This window comes from Agrobacterium sp. ST15.16.024 (assembly GCF_027956545.1).
GTDB lineage: Bacteria > Pseudomonadota > Alphaproteobacteria > Rhizobiales > Rhizobiaceae > Agrobacterium > Agrobacterium cucumeris.
In genome coordinates, this window is record NZ_JAQKGO010000005.1 from 38,391 (window position 1) to 60,240 (window position 21,850).

The 21,850-nt window shown below is 58.5% G+C and carries 20 protein-coding genes; 12 read left to right on the plus strand and 8 right to left on the minus strand.

Annotated elements, in window-relative coordinates; translation table 11 throughout:
- The first annotated feature begins 30 nt into the window (after positions 1-30).
- The 5 genes from PL640_RS16625 to PL640_RS16645 are packed head-to-tail and all read left to right on the plus strand — an operon-like array spanning position 31 to position 4,898.
- Positions 31-1,122, plus strand: a complete 1,092-nt coding sequence (locus tag PL640_RS16625; protein WP_271362688.1) for a quaternary amine ABC transporter ATP-binding protein — start codon at positions 31-33, stop codon at positions 1,120-1,122.
- Positions 1,123-1,144: 22 nt separating this feature from the next.
- On the plus strand, positions 1,145-1,990 hold the full coding sequence (locus PL640_RS16630) for an ABC transporter permease (protein WP_271362689.1): 846 nt from the start codon (positions 1,145-1,147) through the stop codon (positions 1,988-1,990).
- The gene (locus tag PL640_RS16635) at positions 1,990-2,847 is read left to right on the plus strand and encodes an ABC transporter permease (protein ID WP_271362690.1); all 858 of its coding nucleotides are present in this window, start codon (positions 1,990-1,992) and stop codon (positions 2,845-2,847) included. The genes PL640_RS16630 and PL640_RS16635 overlap by 1 nt, the downstream gene beginning before the upstream one ends.
- 9 nt (positions 2,848-2,856) lie before the next feature.
- A complete protein-coding gene (locus PL640_RS16640) occupies positions 2,857-3,855 on the plus strand; it encodes a 4-hydroxyproline epimerase (RefSeq protein ID WP_271362691.1) in 999 nt (332 codons plus the stop codon).
- Between the two features lie 32 nt (positions 3,856-3,887).
- Positions 3,888-4,898: a GlxA family transcriptional regulator gene (locus PL640_RS16645; RefSeq protein ID WP_271362693.1), complete on the plus strand. Its 1,011-nt coding sequence runs from the start codon at positions 3,888-3,890 to the stop codon at positions 4,896-4,898.
- Positions 4,899-4,992: 94 nt separating this feature from the next.
- Here PL640_RS16645 and PL640_RS16650 read toward each other — a convergent pair whose 3' ends face one another.
- Positions 4,993-6,084 carry a hybrid-cluster NAD(P)-dependent oxidoreductase gene (locus PL640_RS16650; RefSeq protein ID WP_271362694.1) on the minus strand — a complete coding sequence of 364 codons (1,092 nt, stop codon included), beginning with the start codon at positions 6,082-6,084 and terminating at the stop codon, positions 4,993-4,995.
- Positions 6,074-7,327, minus strand: coding sequence for an aromatic ring-hydroxylating oxygenase subunit alpha (locus tag PL640_RS16655; protein WP_271362695.1), 1,254 nt, complete (start codon positions 7,325-7,327; stop codon positions 6,074-6,076). The genes PL640_RS16650 and PL640_RS16655 overlap by 11 nt, the downstream gene beginning before the upstream one ends.
- A gap of 107 nt (positions 7,328-7,434) precedes the next feature.
- Between PL640_RS16655 and PL640_RS16660 the strand changes: the two genes are divergently transcribed.
- Positions 7,435-8,322 (plus strand): LysR substrate-binding domain-containing protein, encoded by an 888-nt coding sequence (locus PL640_RS16660; protein ID WP_271362696.1) that lies wholly within the window; start codon positions 7,435-7,437, stop codon positions 8,320-8,322.
- 17 nt (positions 8,323-8,339) lie between these two features.
- Here the strand turns inward: PL640_RS16660 and PL640_RS16665 are convergent, their stop codons facing one another.
- The 5 genes from PL640_RS16665 to hutC all read right to left on the minus strand — a co-directional run bounded on the left by PL640_RS16665 (position 8,340) and on the right by hutC (position 14,005).
- Positions 8,340-9,290 (minus strand): Csu type fimbrial protein, encoded by a 951-nt coding sequence (locus tag PL640_RS16665; protein ID WP_271362697.1) that lies wholly within the window; start codon positions 9,288-9,290, stop codon positions 8,340-8,342.
- Positions 9,287-11,725, minus strand: coding sequence for a fimbria/pilus outer membrane usher protein (locus PL640_RS16670; RefSeq protein WP_405049209.1), 2,439 nt, complete (start codon positions 11,723-11,725; stop codon positions 9,287-9,289). Before PL640_RS16670 ends, PL640_RS16665 begins: the two co-directional genes overlap by 4 nt.
- On the minus strand, positions 11,697-12,416 hold the full coding sequence (locus tag PL640_RS16675) for a fimbrial biogenesis chaperone (protein WP_142842562.1): 720 nt from the start codon (positions 12,414-12,416) through the stop codon (positions 11,697-11,699). Before PL640_RS16675 ends, PL640_RS16670 begins: the two co-directional genes overlap by 29 nt.
- 21 nt (positions 12,417-12,437) lie before the next feature.
- Complete coding sequence (locus tag PL640_RS16680) at positions 12,438-12,935, minus strand: Csu type fimbrial protein (protein WP_271362699.1); 498 nt, start codon at positions 12,933-12,935, stop codon at positions 12,438-12,440.
- 329 nt (positions 12,936-13,264) lie between these two features.
- Entirely contained in the window at positions 13,265-14,005 is a 741-nt protein-coding gene (hutC, locus tag PL640_RS16685; protein ID WP_142842560.1) for a histidine utilization repressor, read from the minus strand.
- A gap of 636 nt (positions 14,006-14,641) precedes the next feature.
- Here hutC and PL640_RS16690 point away from each other — a divergent pair.
- The 4 genes from PL640_RS16690 to PL640_RS16705 all read left to right on the plus strand — a co-directional run bounded on the left by PL640_RS16690 (position 14,642) and on the right by PL640_RS16705 (position 18,962).
- On the plus strand, positions 14,642-15,679 hold the full coding sequence (locus PL640_RS16690; RefSeq protein ID WP_142842559.1) for an ABC transporter substrate-binding protein: 1,038 nt from the start codon (positions 14,642-14,644) through the stop codon (positions 15,677-15,679).
- Positions 15,680-15,783: 104 nt separating this feature from the next.
- A complete protein-coding gene (locus PL640_RS16695) occupies positions 15,784-16,641 on the plus strand; it encodes an ABC transporter permease (RefSeq protein ID WP_271362700.1) in 858 nt (285 codons plus the stop codon).
- Positions 16,634-17,464, plus strand: coding sequence for a quaternary amine ABC transporter ATP-binding protein (locus PL640_RS16700; protein ID WP_149901305.1), 831 nt, complete (start codon positions 16,634-16,636; stop codon positions 17,462-17,464). The genes PL640_RS16695 and PL640_RS16700 overlap by 8 nt, the downstream gene beginning before the upstream one ends.
- Positions 17,457-18,962 (plus strand): HAL/PAL/TAL family ammonia-lyase, encoded by a 1,506-nt coding sequence (locus tag PL640_RS16705; protein ID WP_271362702.1) that lies wholly within the window; start codon positions 17,457-17,459, stop codon positions 18,960-18,962. The genes PL640_RS16700 and PL640_RS16705 overlap by 8 nt, the downstream gene beginning before the upstream one ends.
- A gap of 48 nt (positions 18,963-19,010) precedes the next feature.
- Here PL640_RS16705 and PL640_RS16710 read toward each other — a convergent pair whose 3' ends face one another.
- The gene (locus tag PL640_RS16710) at positions 19,011-19,910 is read right to left on the minus strand and encodes a LysR family transcriptional regulator (RefSeq protein ID WP_142842555.1); all 900 of its coding nucleotides are present in this window, start codon (positions 19,908-19,910) and stop codon (positions 19,011-19,013) included.
- Between the two features lie 118 nt (positions 19,911-20,028).
- On the opposite strand from PL640_RS16710, the gene PL640_RS16715 reads away from it, so the two are divergent.
- Both PL640_RS16715 and PL640_RS16720 read left to right on the plus strand, forming a co-directional pair.
- Positions 20,029-20,961, plus strand: coding sequence for a VOC family protein (locus PL640_RS16715; RefSeq protein ID WP_271362703.1), 933 nt, complete (start codon positions 20,029-20,031; stop codon positions 20,959-20,961).
- 143 nt (positions 20,962-21,104) lie between these two features.
- Entirely contained in the window at positions 21,105-21,797 is a 693-nt protein-coding gene (locus PL640_RS16720; protein WP_142842553.1) for a hydrolase, read from the plus strand.
- The last annotated feature ends 53 nt before the right edge of the window (positions 21,798-21,850 follow it).

Consider the following 21,850-nt stretch of genomic DNA (forward strand, 5'->3'; position numbering starts at 1 on the left):
AGCCAGCGTAATTGGCTCAAGGGAACCGCCATGAAAATCGACGCTGCTCAATCGAGCGAAATCCTGATCGACTGCCAGTCTCTCTGGAAGGTCTTCGGCGACAAGACGGGCGCCGCGATGCGATCGATTGCCGAACGCGGGCTTGGCAAGAAGGAAGTGTTGCAGCAATTCAACTGCGTTGTCGGTGTGAACAATGCCAGCCTGCAGGTTCGGCGTGGCGAAATCTTCTGCATCATGGGCCTTTCAGGCAGTGGGAAGTCGACGCTGATCCGCATGCTGAACAAGCTCATTACGCCCAGCGCCGGCAAGGTGCTGGTCAAGGGACGGGACGTCGCCGCCCTGTCGCCGCCCGATCTGCGTGAAATGCGGGCGAAGAACATCGGTATGGTGTTTCAGAACGTAGCACTCCTGCCGCATCGAACGGTTCTTGAAAACGCTGCCTTCGGCCTTGAAGTTCAAGGCATATCAAAGACCGAGCGCAACAGCACGGCAAAGCAGGCTCTCGAAAAGGTTGGTCTGGCCGACTGGCTTGAGCGATACCCGGCTGAACTGTCGGGCGGAATGCAACAGCGTGTCGGTCTCGCGCGCGCTTTGGCTTCCGATCCCGAAATCATTCTCATGGACGAGCCGTTCAGCGCGCTTGATCCGCTGATCAGGCGGCAGCTGCAGGATGAATTCCGCCAGCTGACAAAGCAGCTCGGCAAGTCCGCAGTATTCATCACCCATGATCTCGATGAGGCGATCCGTATCGGCGACCGCATCGCGATCATGAAAGACGGCGCGATCATTCAGACCGGGACTGCCGAAGACATCATTCTCAATCCTGCGGATGATTATGTTGCGGAATTCGTGGCCGGTATTTCCCGTCTGCATCTGATCAAGGCGCATTCGGTCATGCACAGTGTCAGCGACTACAGGAAGGACCAACCGAATTCGGACCTTTCGACGCTGGTGCGCACGACGCCGGACGCCGACATCGATGAGCTGATCTCGCTGACGATGCAGTCGGAACGCGATGCGATTGCCGTAGTCGATAACGAGCAGGTCGTCGGCATCGTCACCCCCCGCAGTCTCCTCATGGGCGTCAAGGGTTCCTCCAACAACGACCGCGTGGCGGCCTGATTTCTAGCTGGAGCTTCGTGAAATGGACACTTCAGGCTTCACAGACGCCTTCGATGAATGGACGGATGCAACGCTGGAATGGGTGAGCGAGAATGGCGAATCCCTTTTCGATAATGTCCGACTGGTTCTCGAAGGTCTCTATAATGGTATTCTCTGGCTGCTGGAGCTGCCGCCTTTTTATCTGGTGGCGGTCCTCGTGGCGCTGGTAGGCTGGCGGCTTGTCAATCGCTGGTTCGCGGTTCTGAGCGGTCTCGCTCTCGTTCTCTGCTACGCGATGGGTCTCTGGCCGGAAACCATGAGCACGCTGGCGCTGGTGCTGACTGCGACCGTAATGGCGCTGGCAATCGGTATTCCGATCGGCATTGCGGCGGGTTTCTTCACCGCGCTTGATCGGTTCATGGAGCCGGGGCTGGACCTGATCCAGACATTGCCGCCCTATATCTATCTGCTGCCGGCCATTGCGCTTCTCGGATACGGCCCCGCCACGGCGCTGATCGCCACCGTTGTTGTCGCCATTCCCCCTGCGATCCGCCTGACCTCGCTCGGTATCAGAATGACACCCAACGAGTTTCTCGAGCTGGGCGAGGCAATCGGCATGACGCCGCGCAAGATGTTCTTCAAGATCCGCCTGCCGTTTGCGCTTCCGAGCATCATGGCCGGTGTCAACCAGAGCCTGATGATGGCCTTCGGCATGGTGGTGATCGCGGGCATCGTCGGTTCCGGCGGGCTTGGCGAGACGATCTATGGATCGATCCGCACGCTGGATATCGCCACATCGATCAACGGTGCGATTGCAATCGTCGTCCTGACGATGGTGCTTGATCGCATTACCCAGAGTGCCGCCCGTATCGGGGCAGGGAGGAAGTGATGGCTGATACAATCCTGCAGTTTTCACCCGGTGCCTTCCTGGCTCCGGCCGTCGACTGGCTCAACACCAACCTGCATCCGCTTTTTGCGGCGATCGGCTACGTGGTGGAGGCCGTCCTTTCGGCTCTTGAGGCGACGCTGCTTTCGGTGCCGCCTTATGCGTTGATCGTGATTGTTTTTATCGCCGCGTTTTTTGCTGTCAGCATCAGGGCGGCGATCCTTGCCGGCCTGTGTCTCGGTTTCTGCCTGCTCGTAGGTCTGTGGACCGCGTCGATGCAGACGGTGGCGTTGGTGACTGTCGCCGTCCTGATCTCGGTCACGATCGCATTTCCGATCGGCGTCCTGTGCTCCCGGCACAAGACGCTGGAAGCAATCGTCCGCCCGGTTCTCGACGTCATGCAGACGGTGCCGCCCTGGGTCTATCTGATCCCGGCGGTGATGATCTTCAGCCTCGGGCGCGTGCCGGCGATCATCGCGACGATTGTTTACGGTATCCCACCCATGCTGCGGCTGACGACATTGGCTTTCAACCAGGTACCACGGGAGTTCCTGGAGCTCGGAAGCGCCATCGGCGCACATCCCCGCTCGGTGCTGTGGAAGATCGAAATTCCGCTCGCCAGACAGACGCTTCTGGTTGGCCTCAACCAATGCATCCTTCTGTCTCTGGCCATGGTGGTGCTTGCCGGTCTTGTCGGAGCGGGAGGGCTCGGCGCGGAAGTCACACGTGGTCTGACGCGAATGGAAATGGGTCTTGGCCTGCGTGCCGGCCTTGCGATTGTCGCTGTCGCACTTCTTCTCGATCGGCTGAGCCGCGGTCTGCTTGATCGTAACACGGTCGCGAGACCCGCACTGGATTGAGGAAAGCCCGTGAGACATTCGTTCTTTTGCATCGATGCCCATACCTGCGGAAATCCGGTCCGCCTCGTCGCAGCCGGTGGACCGATGCTGCCGCATCTTCCAATGGGCGAGCGGCGGGAAATCTTCATTCGCGAGCATGACTGGGTCCGTCGGGCGCTGATGTTCGAGCCGAGGGGGCACGACATCATGTCGGGCGCCATCATATATCCCGCGCATCGCGCCGATTGTGATTTCGCCGTTCTTTTCATCGAGGTCAGCGGCTGCCTGCCGATGTGTGGTGCAGGAACGATCGGGGTTGTCACCGCTGCCATTGAAGAAGGCCTGGTGAAACCTCGCACGCCGGGTGTCGTTGCAATCGAGACGCCCGCCGGCAGGGTGGATGTCACCTACACGATGAAGGATGGTTTCGTTGATGCGGTCCGGCTCCATAATGTAGCGAGCTACCTTCACCAAAGCGACATCGAGGTCGATGTCCCCGGTATCGGCCGGCTTGTCGTTGATATCGCTTATGGCGGCAATTTTTACGCCGTCATCGAGCCCCAGAAACACTGGGAAGGCTTCGAAGGAATGACCGCATCGCAAATTATCGAATACAGTCAGAAGCTTCGTCTTGCTCTCAAGAGTATTTGCGATCCCGTCCACCCCGATGACGAGCGCATCAGGGGCGTGCATCACGCCATCTGGTGTGATGTGCCTGTCGATAGCGGTGCCGATGGCCGGTCGGCGGTGTTTTATGGCGACAAGGCGATTGACAGATCTCCGGGCGGCACCGGCACATCCGCACGCATGGCGCAGCTCCATGGAAAAGGACGCCTGCCGGTCGGTTCAACCTATAGAAACGAGAGCCTCATCGGCACGATCTTCGAAGGGCGTGTCGAAAGCGCCGCAAATATCGGTCCCTTTGAAGGGATAATCCCAAGCATTGGCGCCTGGGCGCGCGTCATCGGACACAACACGATCTATGTCGATGATCGCGATCCGCTTGCTCACGGGTTTCAGATTTCGTGAGTGGGTGAGGCAACGGTGAGGAGAACGAGGCGATGCGTCCGGAACAGCACAAAGAGGGTGAGGCAACGGACCAGACAAACCGGCTCAAGGTCGGCTTCGTGCTGGCGCGCTCATTTACGCTGTCTGCCTTTGCGATGTTCGTTGATACCCTGCGCCTTGCGAGCGACGAACAGGATCGCTCGGGACGGGTAAAAGCCGACTGGCAGGTGCTGGGCAGCACCCGTCATCTCATCATTTCAAGCTGTGGTGTTCAGGTCGCCCCGACATCGGATTTTGTCGATCCCACCCGGTTCGATTATATCGCCGTCATCGGTGGATTGCTGAACAGGGAAGATCCCGTCGATCACGAGACGATCGCGTTTTTAAAGCTTGCCGATGCGAGAAAGGTTCCCCTGCTCGGCATTTGCACCGGCACCTTTATTCTGGCTGAAGCGGGTTTGATGAAGAGCCACGACGTCTGCGTGAGCTGGCTTCATGCCAAGGCGTTCAGGGAGCGGTTTCCCGGACTGTCAGTCCGGCCGGACAGGATTTTCAATCTCGACAGGCGCCGGGGTTCCTGCGCCGGAGGCAGCAGTGCCGCCGACATGGCGGCAGCTCTCGTCCGGCGCCACATCAGCCCCGATGCGGAGCGAAACGCCCTTGAAGTGCTGCAGATCGAGAAGGCACGCTCCCATCTGGAAATCCAGCCAAGAAGACCGCTTTACGAGGAGTACAGTGACACGCGTCTCAGGGCGGTCATGATCATGATGGAACAGCATCTGGACGGCGATATGCCGATTGCTCAACTCGCAGCATTCGTGGGTGTGACGCGCAGACAGCTGGAGCGGATCTTCGAGAAGGAAGCGGGCATTTCGCCGGCACGCGCCTATGTGCGGGTGCGCCTTGAACGTGCCAAGGTGCTTCTCACGCAGACGAAATTGCCACTGACCGATATCGCACTCGATCTCGGCTTTCACACGGCCTCGCAATTCACACGCTCATTCAAGAAAGAGTTCGGGCAGACCCCGTCACACCTGCGTTCGGCTCTTTTGGCAGGGAATTGACGCTGCACCGCAAGCACTGACTGTCGACTTTTCAGGTCTTGCAGGAATTGGAAACGGCATCCTTATATGCAATACCATTTACCCATGCTGGTGTTTAGCGATCGATGACAAGATCGCTAAGCGGTCGCGAACAGCAAGGCAGGAACATTCCGGCATCGATCTCCCGTTGCCGTATTCCGCCATTGTGGTTCATGTCGACGGTGCCGGAGACAAGCTTCGACTTGCAGGTGCCGCAAACGCCGTTGGAGCAGGACGAAGGCAGGCGAACCCCGGACTTTTTTGCCGACGACAAAACGGTCTGGTCGCTTCCCACTTCAATGTTCCGGCCCTGCTTCTGAAATTCAACCTGCCATACCCTGCTCGGCGCAGCCTCCCCAGCTGGAAGCCCCGGTTCATCGATCACCGCCGCGTCGAAACTCTCTTCGATATAGTTTTGAGCTGAAACACCGAGCGCCGATGAAATCGAACGGGCTGCCGCCATGAAAGGCGCAGGGCCACAGCACATGACGGTTCGATCAGCAATATCGGGTACAGCAAGCTTCATGAATTCGGCTGTGATGCGGCCGGTCAGGCCCGGCCATGACGGCTCTCCAAGCACTGTTTCAGGAAGAAAATGCAGACGCAGCCCCTTCATTCGAGCGGCAAGACAATTCAGTTCATCGCGGAATATCACGTCGAGCGGCGTCCGCGCCGCGTGCATGAAGACGACATCTGCGGGTTCACAGCGATCCGCGAGGTCGCGAAGGATCGACATCACCGGAGTTATTCCCGAACCGCCGGAGAGAAGAAGCAGTTTGGAAGAGACGGCATGCGGGCGGATGAAGTGCCCAAGCGGGCCTTGCGCGCTGACCGTCATGCCCCTCGCCATATTGTCGTGAAGCCAGTTCGATACCCGACCGTTCGCCACGCGCTTGACCGTGACGCTGAAAGCATTCGACCGGTGGGGTGATGACGAGATGCTGTAGCAGCGCGCTTCGGCGTCGCTCCCCATCGGAAAATCGAAGAGAAAATACTGGCCGCCTTCGAAATCGAAACGCTTTCCATGCGGGGATGCGAAGGTGAAACTCTTCACATCATGGGTTTCCTGATGAACGTCGATGCAGACAAGCGTGTCGTCATGCTCCGGATCCCACACGCCGCGATCTGCAACCGCACCGCTTTTCCTTGTTGCGAGATCAATATCCATTGGCGCGCATCCGGTCGATGTACCACGTCGCGAACTTGTCGAGATTGGTTTCGGAAAAACGGGAATAGGGGCCGGGCCGGTAGGCGGGATCGAGGGCGCCAGCATGGGAGCGAGCGACCAGATCCGCATCCTGATCGGTGGTCGCGATCCACACATCGGTCAGCTTGTCGAAATCATAGTCGACGCCTTCAACGGCATCCTTGTGAACCAGCCACTTCGTTCGCACGAGGGTTTTTCCAGCCGAGAGCGGAATGACGATTGCAACAACCGCATGGTCTCCCATGAAGTGGTTCCAGGAATTGTGTCCCCAGAGATGTGTGTCGCCCAGATCCTTTCGGGTCATATGGCCCAGAAGTCTGGCGGAAGCGGCCGTCGCATCATGGGTCTGGGATTCGCCTGCGCCGGAAATGATCAGACGCTGCGTTCTGAAGTTGGTTGCGCAATCGGTAAGTTGTTCGACGGCCGAGGAGGGAAAACCATCCGTTTCCCATGCCCTTGTCCGCTCTTCATAAAGCCGGAAATGTTCCTCGGCCTGCTCCCGGTCTTCGGGGCTCAATGTCTCCGGGTCGAAACCGAAGTCGAGATCGACGAAGGAAACGCAGAGTTCAGGATGGTTTGCCGAGCAATGATAGCATTCGCGGTTGTTTTCCATCGTCAGCTTCCAGTTGCCATCTTCGATGACGTCGGTCTGATGTGCGATCTTCGCATTGCGGATGTCATAGGGAGCGAGACGTTCTGCCATCGTCCGTTCGAGGAGGTCGATATCTTCTGGCGGATTGTCGGAAAGACAGACGTAAATCAGGCCGCCGATCGATTTGAAATTCACCTGCCGCAGGCTGTGACAATTCCTGTCGAAGTCCTTGCCCATATGCGGCGCATAGCTGAGCTCGCCGGTCAGTTCATAGGTCCAGGTGTGGTAGGGGCAGACGAGCTTCGAGATAATCGTGCTGCCGGCGTCCAGCAGACGCGCGCCGCGATGGCGACAGACATTGTGCAGTACGCGGATTTCGCCTTCATCGTCTCGCAGGAGGATGAGGCTCGTCCTGCCGATGTCGACGACCGTGGCGTCGCCGGCTTCCGGAACGTCGCAGTCGAGACCCACACAGATCCAGTGCTTGTGAAAGAACACCTCGATATCGGCGTCGAACACGTCGTCACGCGTGTAGAGACCGGCGGGCAGGGAGTGCCCGTTAGTACGGGCATCGAGCAATGACGAGATGGATGATGCGAGCTTGTTTAGCATTATATCCCCTGATGTTTATTTCCATGGAGATTGCGCTTGCATCCCTTGGTTCTCAACGGCATTAATTCTTACGCTGGCATAATGAAATGTAATGCAAAGAGGCTATGATGCAGTTTCGCAGACGCCTGCCGTCGCTGACGGCGCTGATCATGCTTGAGGCGGTTTTGCGCCGGAGAAGCTTCACTGCGGCTGCCGGGGAACTTGGCGTTACCCAAGCGGCGGTCAGCAGACAGATCGCCCTGCTGGAGGATGAGCTGGGCGTACCGATGTTTATCCGCAAGCACCGGGCGATCGAGCCCACGGCTGCCTGCGAGGCTCTCGGAGCGTCATTGGCGCAAAGCTTCGTCAACATCGCAGAGACGATAGATGCCATCAAGGGATCGGCGAAAGACGTCGTCACTATCGGCGCGACGGTTGCGTTCTCGTCTTTCTGGCTGCTTCCGCGCCTTGCCGATTTCCGCGCGCAGAATCCCGGAATTCAGATCCGGGTCGTCTCGCAGGATGCGCGTATCAATCTTGATGACGGCGATATCGACATAGCCATCCGATACGGTGTTCCTCCGTTTAACGACGGCACTGTCATCGCATCGCGTGACGACATGCTCATGCTCGTATGTTCACCCGCCTATCTGGAAAAACGCGGGACGGGACCCTTGGTCGTGTCGGATGATCTGATAGAAACGGATGTCGAGGACAGGTCATGGCTTTCATGGAGCCACTGGCTTTCCAACCTCGATGTCAGGTTCGAAATAAAGCCGACGCTGCGCTTCAATCACTATACCGAAACCATCTTTGCTGCGCGCGAAGGGCAGGGGCTGGCGCTTGGCTGGGGGCTTCTGGTCAAGACCTTCCTGGACGACGGGACGCTGGTGCCCTTTGATGACACCCGCATGCCTTCCGGCGCCCGCTACAACATTGTCCTGCCGATCAAATCGCGAAGGACAATGGCGATCGACCGCGCGGCGGCCTGGCTTACTGCGGCGCTGCATGGGTAAACGGCGGGATACATCGCTCAGTAACTGACCGTCACAACGACAGTATCGCTGTAAACTCCCGGTGCCGGTGTATTCTGCGCCGGAACGCGACCATAGACGGTCAGTGTCTGTAGGCTGCCGGTTCCAGTGCCGGTGGTGATTTGGCCGGCCGCACTTCCCCAGACATTCGTGCGGTTGACATCGCGATAGAGCCCATAGGTTATCGATCCGCCAGCCAGTACCATCCGGCGCGACGCCGGCGGGCTGTTGCTCAGGCCGCCGTTGAGCGCGACGCTGTAATTCAGGTTGCTGGTGCAGGTGAGCCCGATGGCCCCCGTTGCGTCGACTGCGGTGTTGAGAACGCCATGACTACCGAAATTGATGTTCTGGGCCGAGACAATGCAGGTCGGCGAGACCGCAGCTGTAACATTGAAGGGCACCTGTGTCGGGTTCTGGGTTATGTCGGAGCAGTTTGGTGCCAATAAAAGAAACGAGGTGTAGGTGAAGCTGGTCTCGGCACCGGCAAAGCTGGAGAGATAGGGGCCACGGGCGGCAGCGGCCTGACCGGCGGTAATCCTGCCGTAAACGGTACGGGTTGTGCTGTTGAGAAGGAGGGGCAGCGCCATATCGATGGGCGGAGGTGATCCAAGCGCGGGCTGGGTGACCGATCCCCATGGCGTTGTGCGCCCGGAGTTCTGGTACAGCTGATAATTGAGGACGTTGCTACCTTGCAGCATCCGTCGGATGCCGCCCGATTGCCCGCCGCTACCGGCGTTGATGTTGGGGCAGATGCGGATTGAAAGCGCCAGCGACAAAGGGTTGGAGCAAGTCACCGACAATGTGGCGGTGGTATCCACGGCGCTGCCGCTTGTAAGGTTGACGAAGCCGAAACTCATGTCCGACATGCTGAAGCTGCAGCTTTGCGCCAGAACCGGTGTCCCGGACAGGAAAGCGGCGATGGCAAGGGCAGCGCGGGTCAGAACCTTCATTGAACGCTCCTGCATGTGGCTTCAAGGGTGGCGCGTGTCTTGGCGGCAGAGGAGACGGTAATCTGCGCTTCGCACTCTCCCTTTGTGGGTTGTGTGATGGAAAGCCGATGTGTTTCGCCGATATTATCGAGATAGGCCTGTCCGTCATAACCGACGATGAAGTCACGCTCACCGTCGATCTTGCCGGTCGATCCGGTTTCGATAAACTGGCCGCTTTCATCCTTCAGCGTCACCAGCGCCACCTGCCCCTCGGTTTCCACTTTGAAGTTGACGATTGCTCCGGCGCGCTCTGTCGGTTTGACGGTTTGTTTTGTCGTGTCGATGCGGGCATCGACGGGAAGATTGCTGGGGTCCAGCGTGATGTTGTTGACGTCATAGGACCGCAGGTTCGGAAGCAGTATCTTTCCGCGTCGGTTCGTCTGGCCGATGGGTCGGTTTTCCAGCAGAATATCGACACCGGGTGCGCCCGCATCCACGACGGCGAAGGCGTCATCGATCCGGTTTCCAATAAAGACATCGCCGCCCGCCAGCGCTATTGATCCGTCGATCTGGGCATAGGCCTGTGTCGTGCGGTTGAATTGATCGACGCCGGCCGACACGCGCGCGACGCTGCCGCGATAACTGCCGGAGGCGGAGGCGATATCGTTGCCGCCCATCGAACCGCGCAGGCGCCAGCCATAACTTCCTTCCGCCTGTTCCTCGGATTTCCCGACTTCCGCCGTCATGGAATATCCGTCCGCATCGGAGGACATGCCGGCCGAACCGGAGACGCCGCCGCCGAACGACCAGGAGAGGCCGGCATAGATGCCATAGGAATTGCTGTCCTCGAGGTCCTTATAAGCGGTGATGAAGATATTGCCGTTTTCGCCGAAGGGCCGCGTGGCGGAAAGGCCAAGCAGCCGGGATTTTCTTTCATCGAAGGTTTCCAGCTGTGTGTAGGAGAAGTTAAGGCTCGTCTCATCGAAGCCGAGTTGCGTGGACACGGAAATCTGGTCGAGCGCGCGCGGTGGCCGCGCACTGAGCAGGCCGGCTATCGTGCGGACTTTTGATGTATCGGCGGAAACGGATGCCATATCGTTATAGTCGCCGAACGTCCGTTGCGAGCGGGCGTTTAACCGTACTCCAAGCAATTCGGCTTCGACATTTGCGGAAAGCTGATAACCGCTTTCCGCGCCAAATCGGCTCGATGCGCCCGAAATCGCCGCCAGTCCATGGGCTCCAAGCGTGAAGACGCCGCCGAAGCCGATATTGTAGAAATCCTCGCCGCCTTCGGCGTGGCCCTCCAGCGTCAACCCGTCCGACAATCCATAACGCACCGTCGCCGAGCCGAGTGGCCTGTCATCATAATCGAAAGACGAGGTGCCGTAATTGCGCCGGGCAAAGCCAAGCTCAGCCGAAAAATCGATGAGACCCTTCGCGAGCAGATCCGGCGAGGTGTAAAAAGGCGTTTCGGACACGGTTTCACGCCCCAGCGCATCCCGCACTACCAGTCTTGCATTGCCCGCGCCGCTGATGACCGGAAGATTGGCGATGGAGAATGGTCCCTCTGGAACATCCTGCGACAGGCGGCGGATATTGTTGACATAGACATCGACGGTGGAGGGCACCGCAGCGGAGCCTGCGAATTCCGGCATCGGCATGGTGACGATATCCGGCCGCAGATCGAAGTTTCGGCGGATCTGCACGCCGCCCAACCGCGTTGGACGTGTCCAGCTCAGCCCCCCGGTGATCAGGTCTCCGGCCCGGTATGTCGTCAGGCTGTCCTCATCGGAGTAGCTCCAGGTGGTGTCGAGGCGCTGGGTGTCGAATTGCGACAGGCGTGATGTGCTCAGGACCTGAGACGAAGACAGCACGCCCAGCGGGCCAAACACCCGGCTTTCCAAAAGAGCGGAGACACCGTTGAAATCGGTCAGATCCGACCATTTGTTGCCGCCGGACGAGCCGTAGATCGTGTAGTTCACCAGACCTCCAAAATCGCCAGTGGCCTTGTCCTGCACATCCTCGTCTTCCTCTTCAGCGCTCCTGCCGGATGCGTCGATGACCTTGCTCGCCCGAGCCGCCGTGGGCAGGGTGAAATGGACCGACTGCGTGCTTTCATCATAACGGGTCACCACATCCGGCAGCCTGGAGACATCGATCCAGCCATCATCGCCTGCCGCGCTTTCAACCGGAGAAATCCCGATGTTTTTCAGCTGTTCCGGTTCGATAAGAAGCGACCCGGCGTCGTTTTGACGAAATGTGGCGATCAGTTCCGTTGAAACATCATTGATGTAGACTTCGAGCTGCAATTGCCCGGCTTCTTTTGCAGCAAAAGAAGTGGGCGGCGTCGCAGGGGGCAAATCCTGCGCCACGGATAAACTGCTCGATGAAAAGATCGTCAAACCTGCAATCGTCAAAACGGCAAGGTCAGCCGCCGTTGACGCGCGCCGTCGCATTGACGGGGCCGCCTTCGCTCTCAGCCGAAATCTTCAGTGTGCCACCAGCTTTTTTGCTGCCGGTTGCCGGGACAAGAAAGCTTGCACCGGATTTGCCAAGCACATAGCCCACCAGGCCCTGCTGCTGGGCAATTGCTTGCCCGTTGCCACCCAGAACTTTCAGGTTGGCGATCCGTATCCGTTTCTGACCATTGTTGGAAACGGATACCCTGTAACCTTTGCCCTGTGGCGTTATCGACCAGACCGGCTCGGCATCGCCTGTGGAAGCGGGCGAAAAGAAAACCGGGATGGAGTGGCGAACGACCAGACTGACCGTGCCGGACTGGGGTCTTCCCGCAGCGGGCAATTCATCCACGATGACGCGATAGCTCTCTTCCGCCCTGATGGGTGTTTTGGAAAGCCGGACGATCCGGATAAGGTTCTCGGCGCCCGGTTTCAGCTGCGTCATTGGCGGGCTGGCGACGACGTCCTCCGCCGCGGTGTAGACGTCCGAGCCGTTCTGCTGGGTCCAGCGGAATATCCTGACCTGAACGTTGATCGGCGTTTTCGCATCATTCCATATGCGCAGGCTGGACGCCGCCGCCGGCGCCCTTAAATCCAGAATGACTGGTGAAACCCGCAAAGATGCGGCGTGGGAAGGTGAGACACTCAAACCGGCAATAAACGCAGCCGCTAAGGTAAAAAGACGCATGCGCGATCCTCCCTATGGCGATCAGTAATTGAGCGTGGCCGTCACCGTATCGGTATAGACGCCGACCGCAGGTGTCGTCTGGGCAGGTACGCGCCCATAGACCGTGAATGTTTGCGGCGCTCCGGTTCCCGTTCCTGTCTGGCGATCCGTCCCCACGGTGTTGCCCCACACAGTGGTATGTGCCGCAGTCGTATAAAGTGAATATGCAATGGTGGCACCCGCCGGGGACGTCATCAGGCGACTGGCGACAGTGGCGCCCGAACCGGCGCCGGCGCTCAGGCCAAGGCTGAAGGGTGTGCTGGAGGTGCATTGAACGACGACCTGACTGGTCGCATCGATATTGTTGCTGATGACACCATTGGTGCCGAAATTCAGATTGCCGGCCGAGTTGATCTGGCATGCCGCCTGAATGGTGATCTGTACCGTGAAGTTTGAAGTGGCGACCTGCGCAATGCCTGATGACGGCGCAAGGGCGAACGCCACAAGTGATAATAGGTAGCCTGATGTTGCGAACTTCATGCTCTCTCCCCAAGCGGCTGCGCTGCAGATTTCCTCGGTCACAACGCAGGATCACCCCAATAGCGGGTAATTAGAATAATCTAATACTCGCTTCGATTTGGTTAATAAATCCTTAACGACGGGGCCTAGAAAACTACAGGATGAAATACAGTATAAAGTACAACCGTAAATTCTGTGGTATTCGCGGATGAGAGAATAGATAAATCCTCGAAAAAATTCAGATAATCAGTGGCTTGTCCATTTCCTCGCAGCGAGGTTGGATGTGATGGTGCACACCTGGATGAAGACGCCAGATTGTGACCTTTGGCCGATGGCCATATAGGGAGCCCTTATTCCTGACTTTCGAGTCGATAGCGGCTTCCGGGATACAATAACCGTACCGATGTTACCGCACGGCTTGAAGACCATGTCCGTCGCCGAACCTGCAGGCAGGGTTCGTGACGGCCGATCGCCAGCAACTTGCATTCCCATGGCTGGGGCGCTGCTGCCTCGATGAACTGTTCGGTCCGGGAAATTGGCGCCAATGCCGTCAGATAGGCATTTGGCGTCGTCAAGCTGAAATCCTGTCGCAGATAGTCCGGGGCGACTGCGGCATTCACGAAACGATCTTCCAGCTGGATCGGCACGTCGTCTTCGTGATGAACGATGATCGAATGGAAAATCGTAGCGCCAACGTCGATCTCCAGCGCGGAAGCAAGATCGGGACCGCATACTTCGGTCTGCGCCAGGATCAGGCTGGCCTGGTGGGAGGAGCCCCGTTCCTTGATCTCGTCGGCGATGTTGCGCACACCCATCATCGCGGCGCTTCTCTTTTTCGATGCGACGAATGAGCCGCGTCCCTGAACACGCACGATGACACCTTCGGTCGCAAGCTCCCGCAGGGCACGGTTTGCCGTCATCCGGCTGACGCCCAGCATCTCCACCATCTCATTCTCGGAAGGAACCCGGTGGTGAAGGGGCCATTCGCCGCTTGCGATCTTTGCCTTGATTTGCGTTTTCACACGCTCATAGAGCGGCAGAGAAGGATACTCGCTGGATGTTGCGAGGTCGCTTTCGATCACGGACGGCATTTAAACTCCCTGAAAATCGGCATGCTGCCTAAAATATAACCAGCATTTCGGACGCATGCAAAATATCATCTTTGCGCTTGCTTGTCTTCTAAAACCATGCAAAGTTACATATACAACTTGTGAAACATCGACGGGAGTTGGAAAGTCGATCTTTTGCAGGCGCATTTTTCTCGTAAGTGGCTGAAGTGAGGATGTTTGCGTGCCGACCCGCTCCGAAAGGGGAATGCAGTCTGGCTCGCCGATATCGGGAGAAAGGGCTGTAAATGCGTGGTTATGAACCGTTTACGGCTTTATTGGTTTGCAGGCGGCCGCATATGTTTCGGCGCGAGACAGCTGGATTGGCCGCGTTCAGGGTTGGAGCGGTGCCGGTTCTCCAGGCGCTCTTTCATCGCCCTTCCTGCTTGCCGCCATTCTCCGCCACCAACGCCGATTTCGTAAAGTTGTATAGTGAACTTAAGGAGAGCTATTTTTGTTGCCGGCAGGGGTAGGTGTCTGGATCGGACCTACGCCAAACAGTCCCGCTGACCGGGGCGAAAGGTCGACATTCCTTCATTATATTTTCAGGGAGATCCTGCGCCGGCACCGCATGAATTTGTGCCGACAACATGCCAACCATCAATCAAAAAGGGGAATAAGATGTTGAATACAAAATTTAAATTCGCGCTCGCCGCCACGGCCCTGTTTGCGGCGCTGCCCTTGGGCTCGGCCCATGCAGCCAGCTATTGCGGCGAGGGAAAGACTGTCACTTTCGCTGGCATCGACTGGGAAAGCGGCGCCTTCATCACCGAAGTCATGAAGGCCATCCTGTCGAAGGGATATGATTGCAAGGTCGATTCCATTCCCGGCAATTCGGTGACCCTGGAACAGGCCACGGCCAATAACGACGTCCAGATTTTTGCCGAGGAATGGATCGGCCGGTCTGACGTCTGGAACAAGGCCGCTGCCGCAGGACAGGTTACCTCGGTCGGCAAGACCTTCGTCGGCGCTTCCGAAGGCTGGTTCGTTCCTGAATATCTGATCAAGGGTGACGCGACAAAGGGCATAGAGGCAAAGGCCCCCGACCTGAAAAGTGTCGAGCAGCTTTCCGATCCGAAGATCGCCGCCCTTTTTCAGGATCCTGAAGAGCCGTCCAAGGGACGTTTTCTCAATTGCCCTTCGGGCTGGACCTGTGAGGGTGTCAATACCGCCAAGCTTCAGGCCTACAAGCTCGACACGACCTACGTGAACTTCCGCCCGGGCACTGGTACAGCGCTGGATGCGGGGATCAGCGCCGCCTATCTTCAGGGTGAGCCGCTGCTGTTCTATTACTGGAGCCCGACCGCAATCATGGGCAAATACAAGCTCGTGCAGCTTTCCGAGCCGGCCTACACCGAAGCCTGCTGGAAGGACCTGACAAGCGCCGATGGCAAGCGGGAGGCGGGATGTGCTTTCCCGGCGGTTGAGGTCGCCTATGGCGTCAACAGCGACTTCGCCAAGGCCGCGCCGGATATCATCGAAATTCTCGGCAAGGCGACCTTCCCGCTCGAAGAGGTCAATTCCAGCCTCGCTTATATGGTTGACGAAAAGGCCGATGCCGTGGCCGCAGCGACGCGCTTCCTGAAGACCAAGGGCGACATCTGGGGCGCATGGGTGTCGCCAGAGGCCAAGACCCGTATCGAAGCCGCGATCAAGTAGCAATCACGGGGCCGCATGCCGGATTGGCATGCGGCTTTTCTCTTTTCCCGTCAGAGCCGTGACCGTCGGGGACGGAAGACGGCAAAGTGCGAGGACGCCACCCGATGTTTCCTGAATCTCTTCATATTTCCATTCGTGGCCCGATCAATGACTTCGTCCAGTCGCTGGTGGTCAATTACGGCTTCGTCTTCAAGGCTATTTCGCAGACCATTCTGCAGGTTATCCTGTTCATGGAATGGATATTGCGCGGCCTGCCATGGTGGCTGGTCCTGCTTGCCTTCCTGGTGCTCGCATGGTTTGCCGCGCGCAAGATCTCGCTTGTCGTCATGGTCGGGGTCATGTTGCTCATCGTCGGCGCCCTCGGGCTTTGGGACCTGACGATGCAGACGCTGGCGCTGATGCTCATCGCCAGCCTGATTTCCATCATCATCGGTGTTCCGGTCGGCATCTGGCTCGCCAAGAGCCAAATCATGCGGCGTATCACGCTGCCTGTCCTCGACGTCATGCAGACGATGCCGAGTTTCGTTTATCTGATCCCGGCAATCATGCTTTTCGGCCTCGGCAAGGTGCCGGCGGTGCTCGCGACCATCATCTACGCCGTACCACCGCTGATCCGCCTGACCGATCTCGGCATCCGCCAGGTGGATCGCGAAGTGGTGGAGGCGGCAACCGCTTTCGGCAGCAGCCCGTCGCAGATCCTGTTCGGCGTCGAACTGCCGCTGGCCACACCCACGATCATGGCCGGCTTGAACCAGACGATCATGATGGCTCTTTCCATGGTGGTGGTCGCTTCGATGATCGGCGCGCGTGGTCTGGGCGAACAGGTCCTGAACGGGATTCAGACACTGGATGTCGGAAAGGGTCTCGAGGCAGGTCTGGGCATCGTCATTCTCGCCATCGTCCTCGACCGTATTACGCAGGGCTTCGGCCAATCCAGCCGGAAGGAGCGCGGCGATGACTGATATCGCAATCCGTAACGTTTCCAAGATTTTCGGTGGCAACTGGAAAGCCGCGCTCGCCATGACGAAGGACGGTGCCGACAAGGCTGAAATATTGGCCAAGACCGGTTGCAGCGTCGGCCTCGACGATGTCAGCCTCGATATTGCCGGCAGCCGCATCTTCGTTATCATGGGGCTCTCGGGTTCCGGAAAATCGACGCTTGTGCGCCATATCAACCGCCTGATCGAACCGACGAGCGGTGAAATCCTGGTTGGCGGCAGCAATGTGCTTGATCTCAACGCCAAGGACCTGCGGGATTTCCGTAATCGCCGTGTCAGCATGGTGTTCCAGAATTTCGGCCTCATGCCACACCGCACGGTTATGCAGAATGTCGTTTATGGCCAGCGTGTGCGCGGGCTTTCGAAGGCGGAAGCAAACCCGATCGGCATGCAATGGATCGAGACCGTCGGGCTTGCCGGTTATGAAAACAAGATGCCCCATCAGCTTTCCGGCGGCATGAAGCAGCGTGTCGGCCTTGCGCGGGCTCTCGCGGCCGATACCGACGTTATCTTGATGGATGAGGCATTTTCCGCTCTCGATCCGCTGATCCGCGCCGATATGCAGGATCAGCTTCTGCAGCTGGAGAAGAACCTCTCGAAAACCATCGTCTTCATCACGCATGATCTTGATGAGGCGCTGCGTATCGGTGCGCAGATCGCGATTCTGAAGGACGGGAAACTGGTGCAGGTCGGAACGCCGGACGATATTCTCAATCGCCCCGCCAATGATTATGTCGCCCGCTTCGTGCAGCGCCGCACGGGTGCGGCGGTCGCCCATCATGATTGAGAGCGTTATCATCGATCAGGGCATCTCGTGGCGGGATGTTGCCATGGTGTCAAAAGGTGCACGACTGCAGCTTGCAGATGCCGCGTGGAAGCGTATCGCCGCCGCGCGTGACATTGTCGAGGCGCTGGTGTCGAAAGGCGTGCGCGGCTATGGCATCAATACCGGTGTCGGTGCCCTGTGCGATGTGATCGTGGACAGGGATCGGCAACAGGCACTGTCGCGAAACATCCTGCTCAGCCATTCCTGCGGGGTCGGAGAACCGTTGGGGCGGGAGCAGACACGTGCGATCATGGCCGCGCAGATCGTCAATTTCGCCCATGGTTTTTCCGGCATCCGTGTGGAAACCGTCGAGGCGCTGCTGGCCCTTTTGAATGCGGATGTTTTGCCCGTCATTCCCTCACGCGGTTCGGTCGGATATCTCACCCATGCTGCGGCAATCGGGCTGGTATTGATCGGCGAAGGCGAAGCGGTGCGTGATAGTGAAAGGCTTTCCGGCCGGCAGGCGCTGGGGGCTGTCGGTCTCTCTCCGCTTGTGCCTCTGGCCAAGGAAGGGCTGAGCCTCGTCAACGGAACGCCCTGTGCCACCGGACTTGCCTGCCTGGCGCTGTCGCAAATGGAAAATCTGCTGGACTGGGCAGATGCGGCGGCGGCAATGAGCTATGAAAATCTGGGCGCGCAATCCGATCCTTTTTCGGCAGCGCCGCTTGCTCTGCGCACATCTCCTGGGCTTCAGGCCGTTGGGAACAATCTCCGCCGTCTGCTGGCGGATAGTCCCCTCTTGGCGCGCTCGGCGGGATCGCGCACGCAGGATCCGCTCAGTCTTCGCGCCGTGCCGCAAATCCATGGTGCGATCCGTGACAGCGTCGCTCAGATCGGCGAAGTGGTGAATCGCGAACTGGCAAGTGTTACGGACAATCCCGTCGTTACCGGTTCGCCTGATATGCCGCAGGTGCATTCGCAGGCCCATGCGGTTGGCGCGGCATTGGGGCTTGCCATGGATGGTCTGGCCGTAGCCGCTGCAGAACTGGCAAGCATTGCGGAGCGCCGGATCGACCGTCTCGTCAATCCGCTGGTCAGCGGCCTGCCGGCTTTTCTGGCGGAAGGCAGCGGTGTCTGCTCCGGTTTCATGATCATTCAATATACGGCAGCGGCGCTGGTGGCGGAAAACCGGCGGCTGGCTGCGCCCGCCAGTCTGGATGGAGGCATTACCTCTGCCTTGCAGGAGGATATTCTCACTCACGCCACGCCGGCGGCCGACAAGGCGCTTTCCATCATCGCCAATCTGGAAACGATTCTTTCAATCGAGATCATGTGTGTGGCGCAGGCTTATGACATGCAGCCGGGAGACGCCGGCATGGCGCCCGGTACCCACGCCCTCTACCGGCGTGTTCGCGCAGACGTTCCCTTTTACCGCGATGACCGGCCGCTAAATTCCCTGCTTGCCATGGTGGAAAAGCTGCTGCGTACGACGGGTGCCGGGATTGAGCATCTGTCATAAGCGTCGGTGATGCGCCGCCGGTGACGAATTTGTCCACCGGCGTCGGCTTCAATCCAGCATCACCATATGCGCGGGCAGTTGCTCCTCGAAAAACCTCGAGAAGGTCGCGATGCGGGGCGGCAGCTTCTGGTAGGGCGGATAGTAGAGCGTCAGCCAGAGTTCCGGCGGCGACCAGCCGCGCAGAACATGTGTCAGCCGGCCGCTGCGGATATGTTCGGCGATATGAAACCCCGGCAACATGGCCACCCCGGCACCATCCGCCGCCAAATCTGCCAGAACCTCGCCATTATTGGCGCTGAATCTGCGGCCGGCGGAAATCGTGATGCTTGATCCGCCATCCGAAAGGACCCAATTCTCCCGTCGGCTTTCACCGCTATAGGCAAGGCAATCGTCGGGCGTCAGCTCGCCTGGATGTTCCATCTGCGTGAACCGGCTGCCCGGCGCCGCCACCAATATTCTCGGCACGGCCCTGATCTTGCGCCAGATGGTGAATTTGTCTGATGGGGCAGACGAAATGCGGATCGCGAGGTCGTAGTCGTCATCGACGATGTTGACCAAACCATCGGACAGCGAAATCTCGAAGCACATTTTCGGGTAAAGTTCCCGGAAACCCGAGAGTATCGGTGGCAAAACGGTTTTCCCGAGCCATGTCGGCGCGCTGATCCTCAGTCTTCCCTGATCGGCCTTGTGAGCATTCCTGACGTCGCGCCGGGCATTTTCGAGCGCTTCTATTGCCGGCTGAATCTGCGCGGCGAAAACGGCTCCGTCGGTCGTCAGCGACACCTGGCGGGTGGTGCGGACGAATAATTGCACGCCGAGATCACATTCAAGCGCGGCAATGGCGCGGGTGACGGCTGCTGCCGTCATGCCCAGTTCGCGGGCCACCTGCGCGAAGTTGCGCTTTTCGGCCGCCATCAGAAAGGTTTTGAGAGCTTTGTGGTCGTTCATCTCTATTATTTCAAAAACCGCAATTCAGTCGCAAGAAATATTGCAATTCTTCGATGCAATCAAGCGGCGTATATCTTTGTCATCGAAACGGACACACCAACGAAAAAAGGCGCCGACGATGATCAAGGATATCAAGGGCCTGCACCACGTTACCTCCATGGCGTCGGATGCGCGGCAGAATAACAGTTTTTTCACCGAAACGCTCGGCCTGCGCCGGGTGAAGAAGACCGTCAACTTTGATGAGCCCAGCGTCTATCACCTTTATTACGGTGATGAAACGGGAACGCCCGGCACGGTCATGACCTATTTTCCCTTCGCCCAGATGATGGCCGGTCGTCCCGGTGTCGGTGAAGTGGGCGAGACCCAGTTCTCCATTCCGAAGGGTTCGCTCGGCTTCTGGAAAGATCGTCTCATTGCCAAAGGTGCCGCCGGCATTCAGGCCGACACGGTTTTCGGCGACAATCGCCTGCGCTTCACCGGTCCCGATGGCGACGGTCTCGCGCTGATCGAAACCGGCAATGATGCACGTGCTGGCTGGTTGGCCGAAGGCATATCAGAAGAAAACGCCATACGCGGTTTCACCGGCGCGCGCTTCAATCTTCACGACACGGCTGCGACCGAGGAGCTTCTGCGTTTCATGGGTTATGAGCGGGCCGAAGTTGAAGGGAACGTCACGCGTTTCGTTATTCCCGGTGGCAATGGCGCGGATACGATCGATCTGGCGGCGCTGCCGAAGACACCCTTTGCCCGCCCCGGAGCCGGTTCGGTGCACCACATCGCCTTTGCGGTCGAGAACCGCGAAAAGCAGCTCGAAGTGCGTAAGGCGCTGATGGAAACCGGCTATCAGGTAACCCCGGTCATCGACCGCGATTACTTCTGGGCGATCTATTTCCGCACACCGGGCGGTATCCTGTTCGAGATCGCCACCAATGAACCGGGTTTCGACCGGGACGAGGATACCGCGCATCTTGGCGAAGCACTCAAGCTGCCGAACCGGTATGAGCCGTTCCGCAACAAGATCGAGGCGAGCCTGGTTCCGCTTGCCGCCTGAGACGGATCGCTGATCCGCACCGACTGACCGATACACATTCACGCCTTTTAAAGATGGCTGCCCGCGCCGGGCAGTCCACTGGCGAAGCCTTGTCAATTTCCACCGCCGCAGATCGGCAATCACCACCTGAACGGAGAACGAAAATGTCCAAGCTCGAAGTCCTGACCCCCGCCAACAGCCAGTTGATCTTCATCGACCAGCAGCCGCAGATGGCTTTCGGTGTGCAGTCGATCGATCGTCAGACCCTGAAGAACAATGTCGTCGGCCTCGCCAAGGCTGCCCGGATATTCAACATCCCGACGACCATCACGACGGTCGAAACGGAAAGCTTCTCCGGCAACACCTTCCCGGAATTGCTCGCGGTTTTCCCGGAGAATGATATCCTCGAGCGCACCTCGATGAATTCCTGGGATGACCAGAATGTCCGCGACGCCCTGGCGAAGAACGCTGCCGGTGGCCGCAGGAAGATCGTCGTTTCCGGCCTCTGGACGGAAGTCTGCAACACCACCTTCGCGCTCTCGGCGCTCCACGATGTCGCGGATTACGAGATCTACATGGTGGCGGATGCTTCCGGTGGCACCTCTGTCGATGCGCATAAATATGCGATGGACCGCATGGTGCAGGCCGGCATCATCCCGGTCACCTGGCAGCAGGTGCTGCTTGAATGGCAGCGCGACTGGGCACGCAAGGAAACCTATGACGCCGTCACCTCGCTGGTGAAGGAACATTCCGGCGCCTATGGCATGGGCATCGACTATGCCGTCACCCACGTCCATGGCGGTGAAGAACGCGTCAAACACGGCAAGCGTATCGGCCCCAACCCAGCCCAAAAATAAGCTTTCGCCGCACCGGAAGGATCGATGTCCCCTCCGGTGCGGCTTTCATCCAT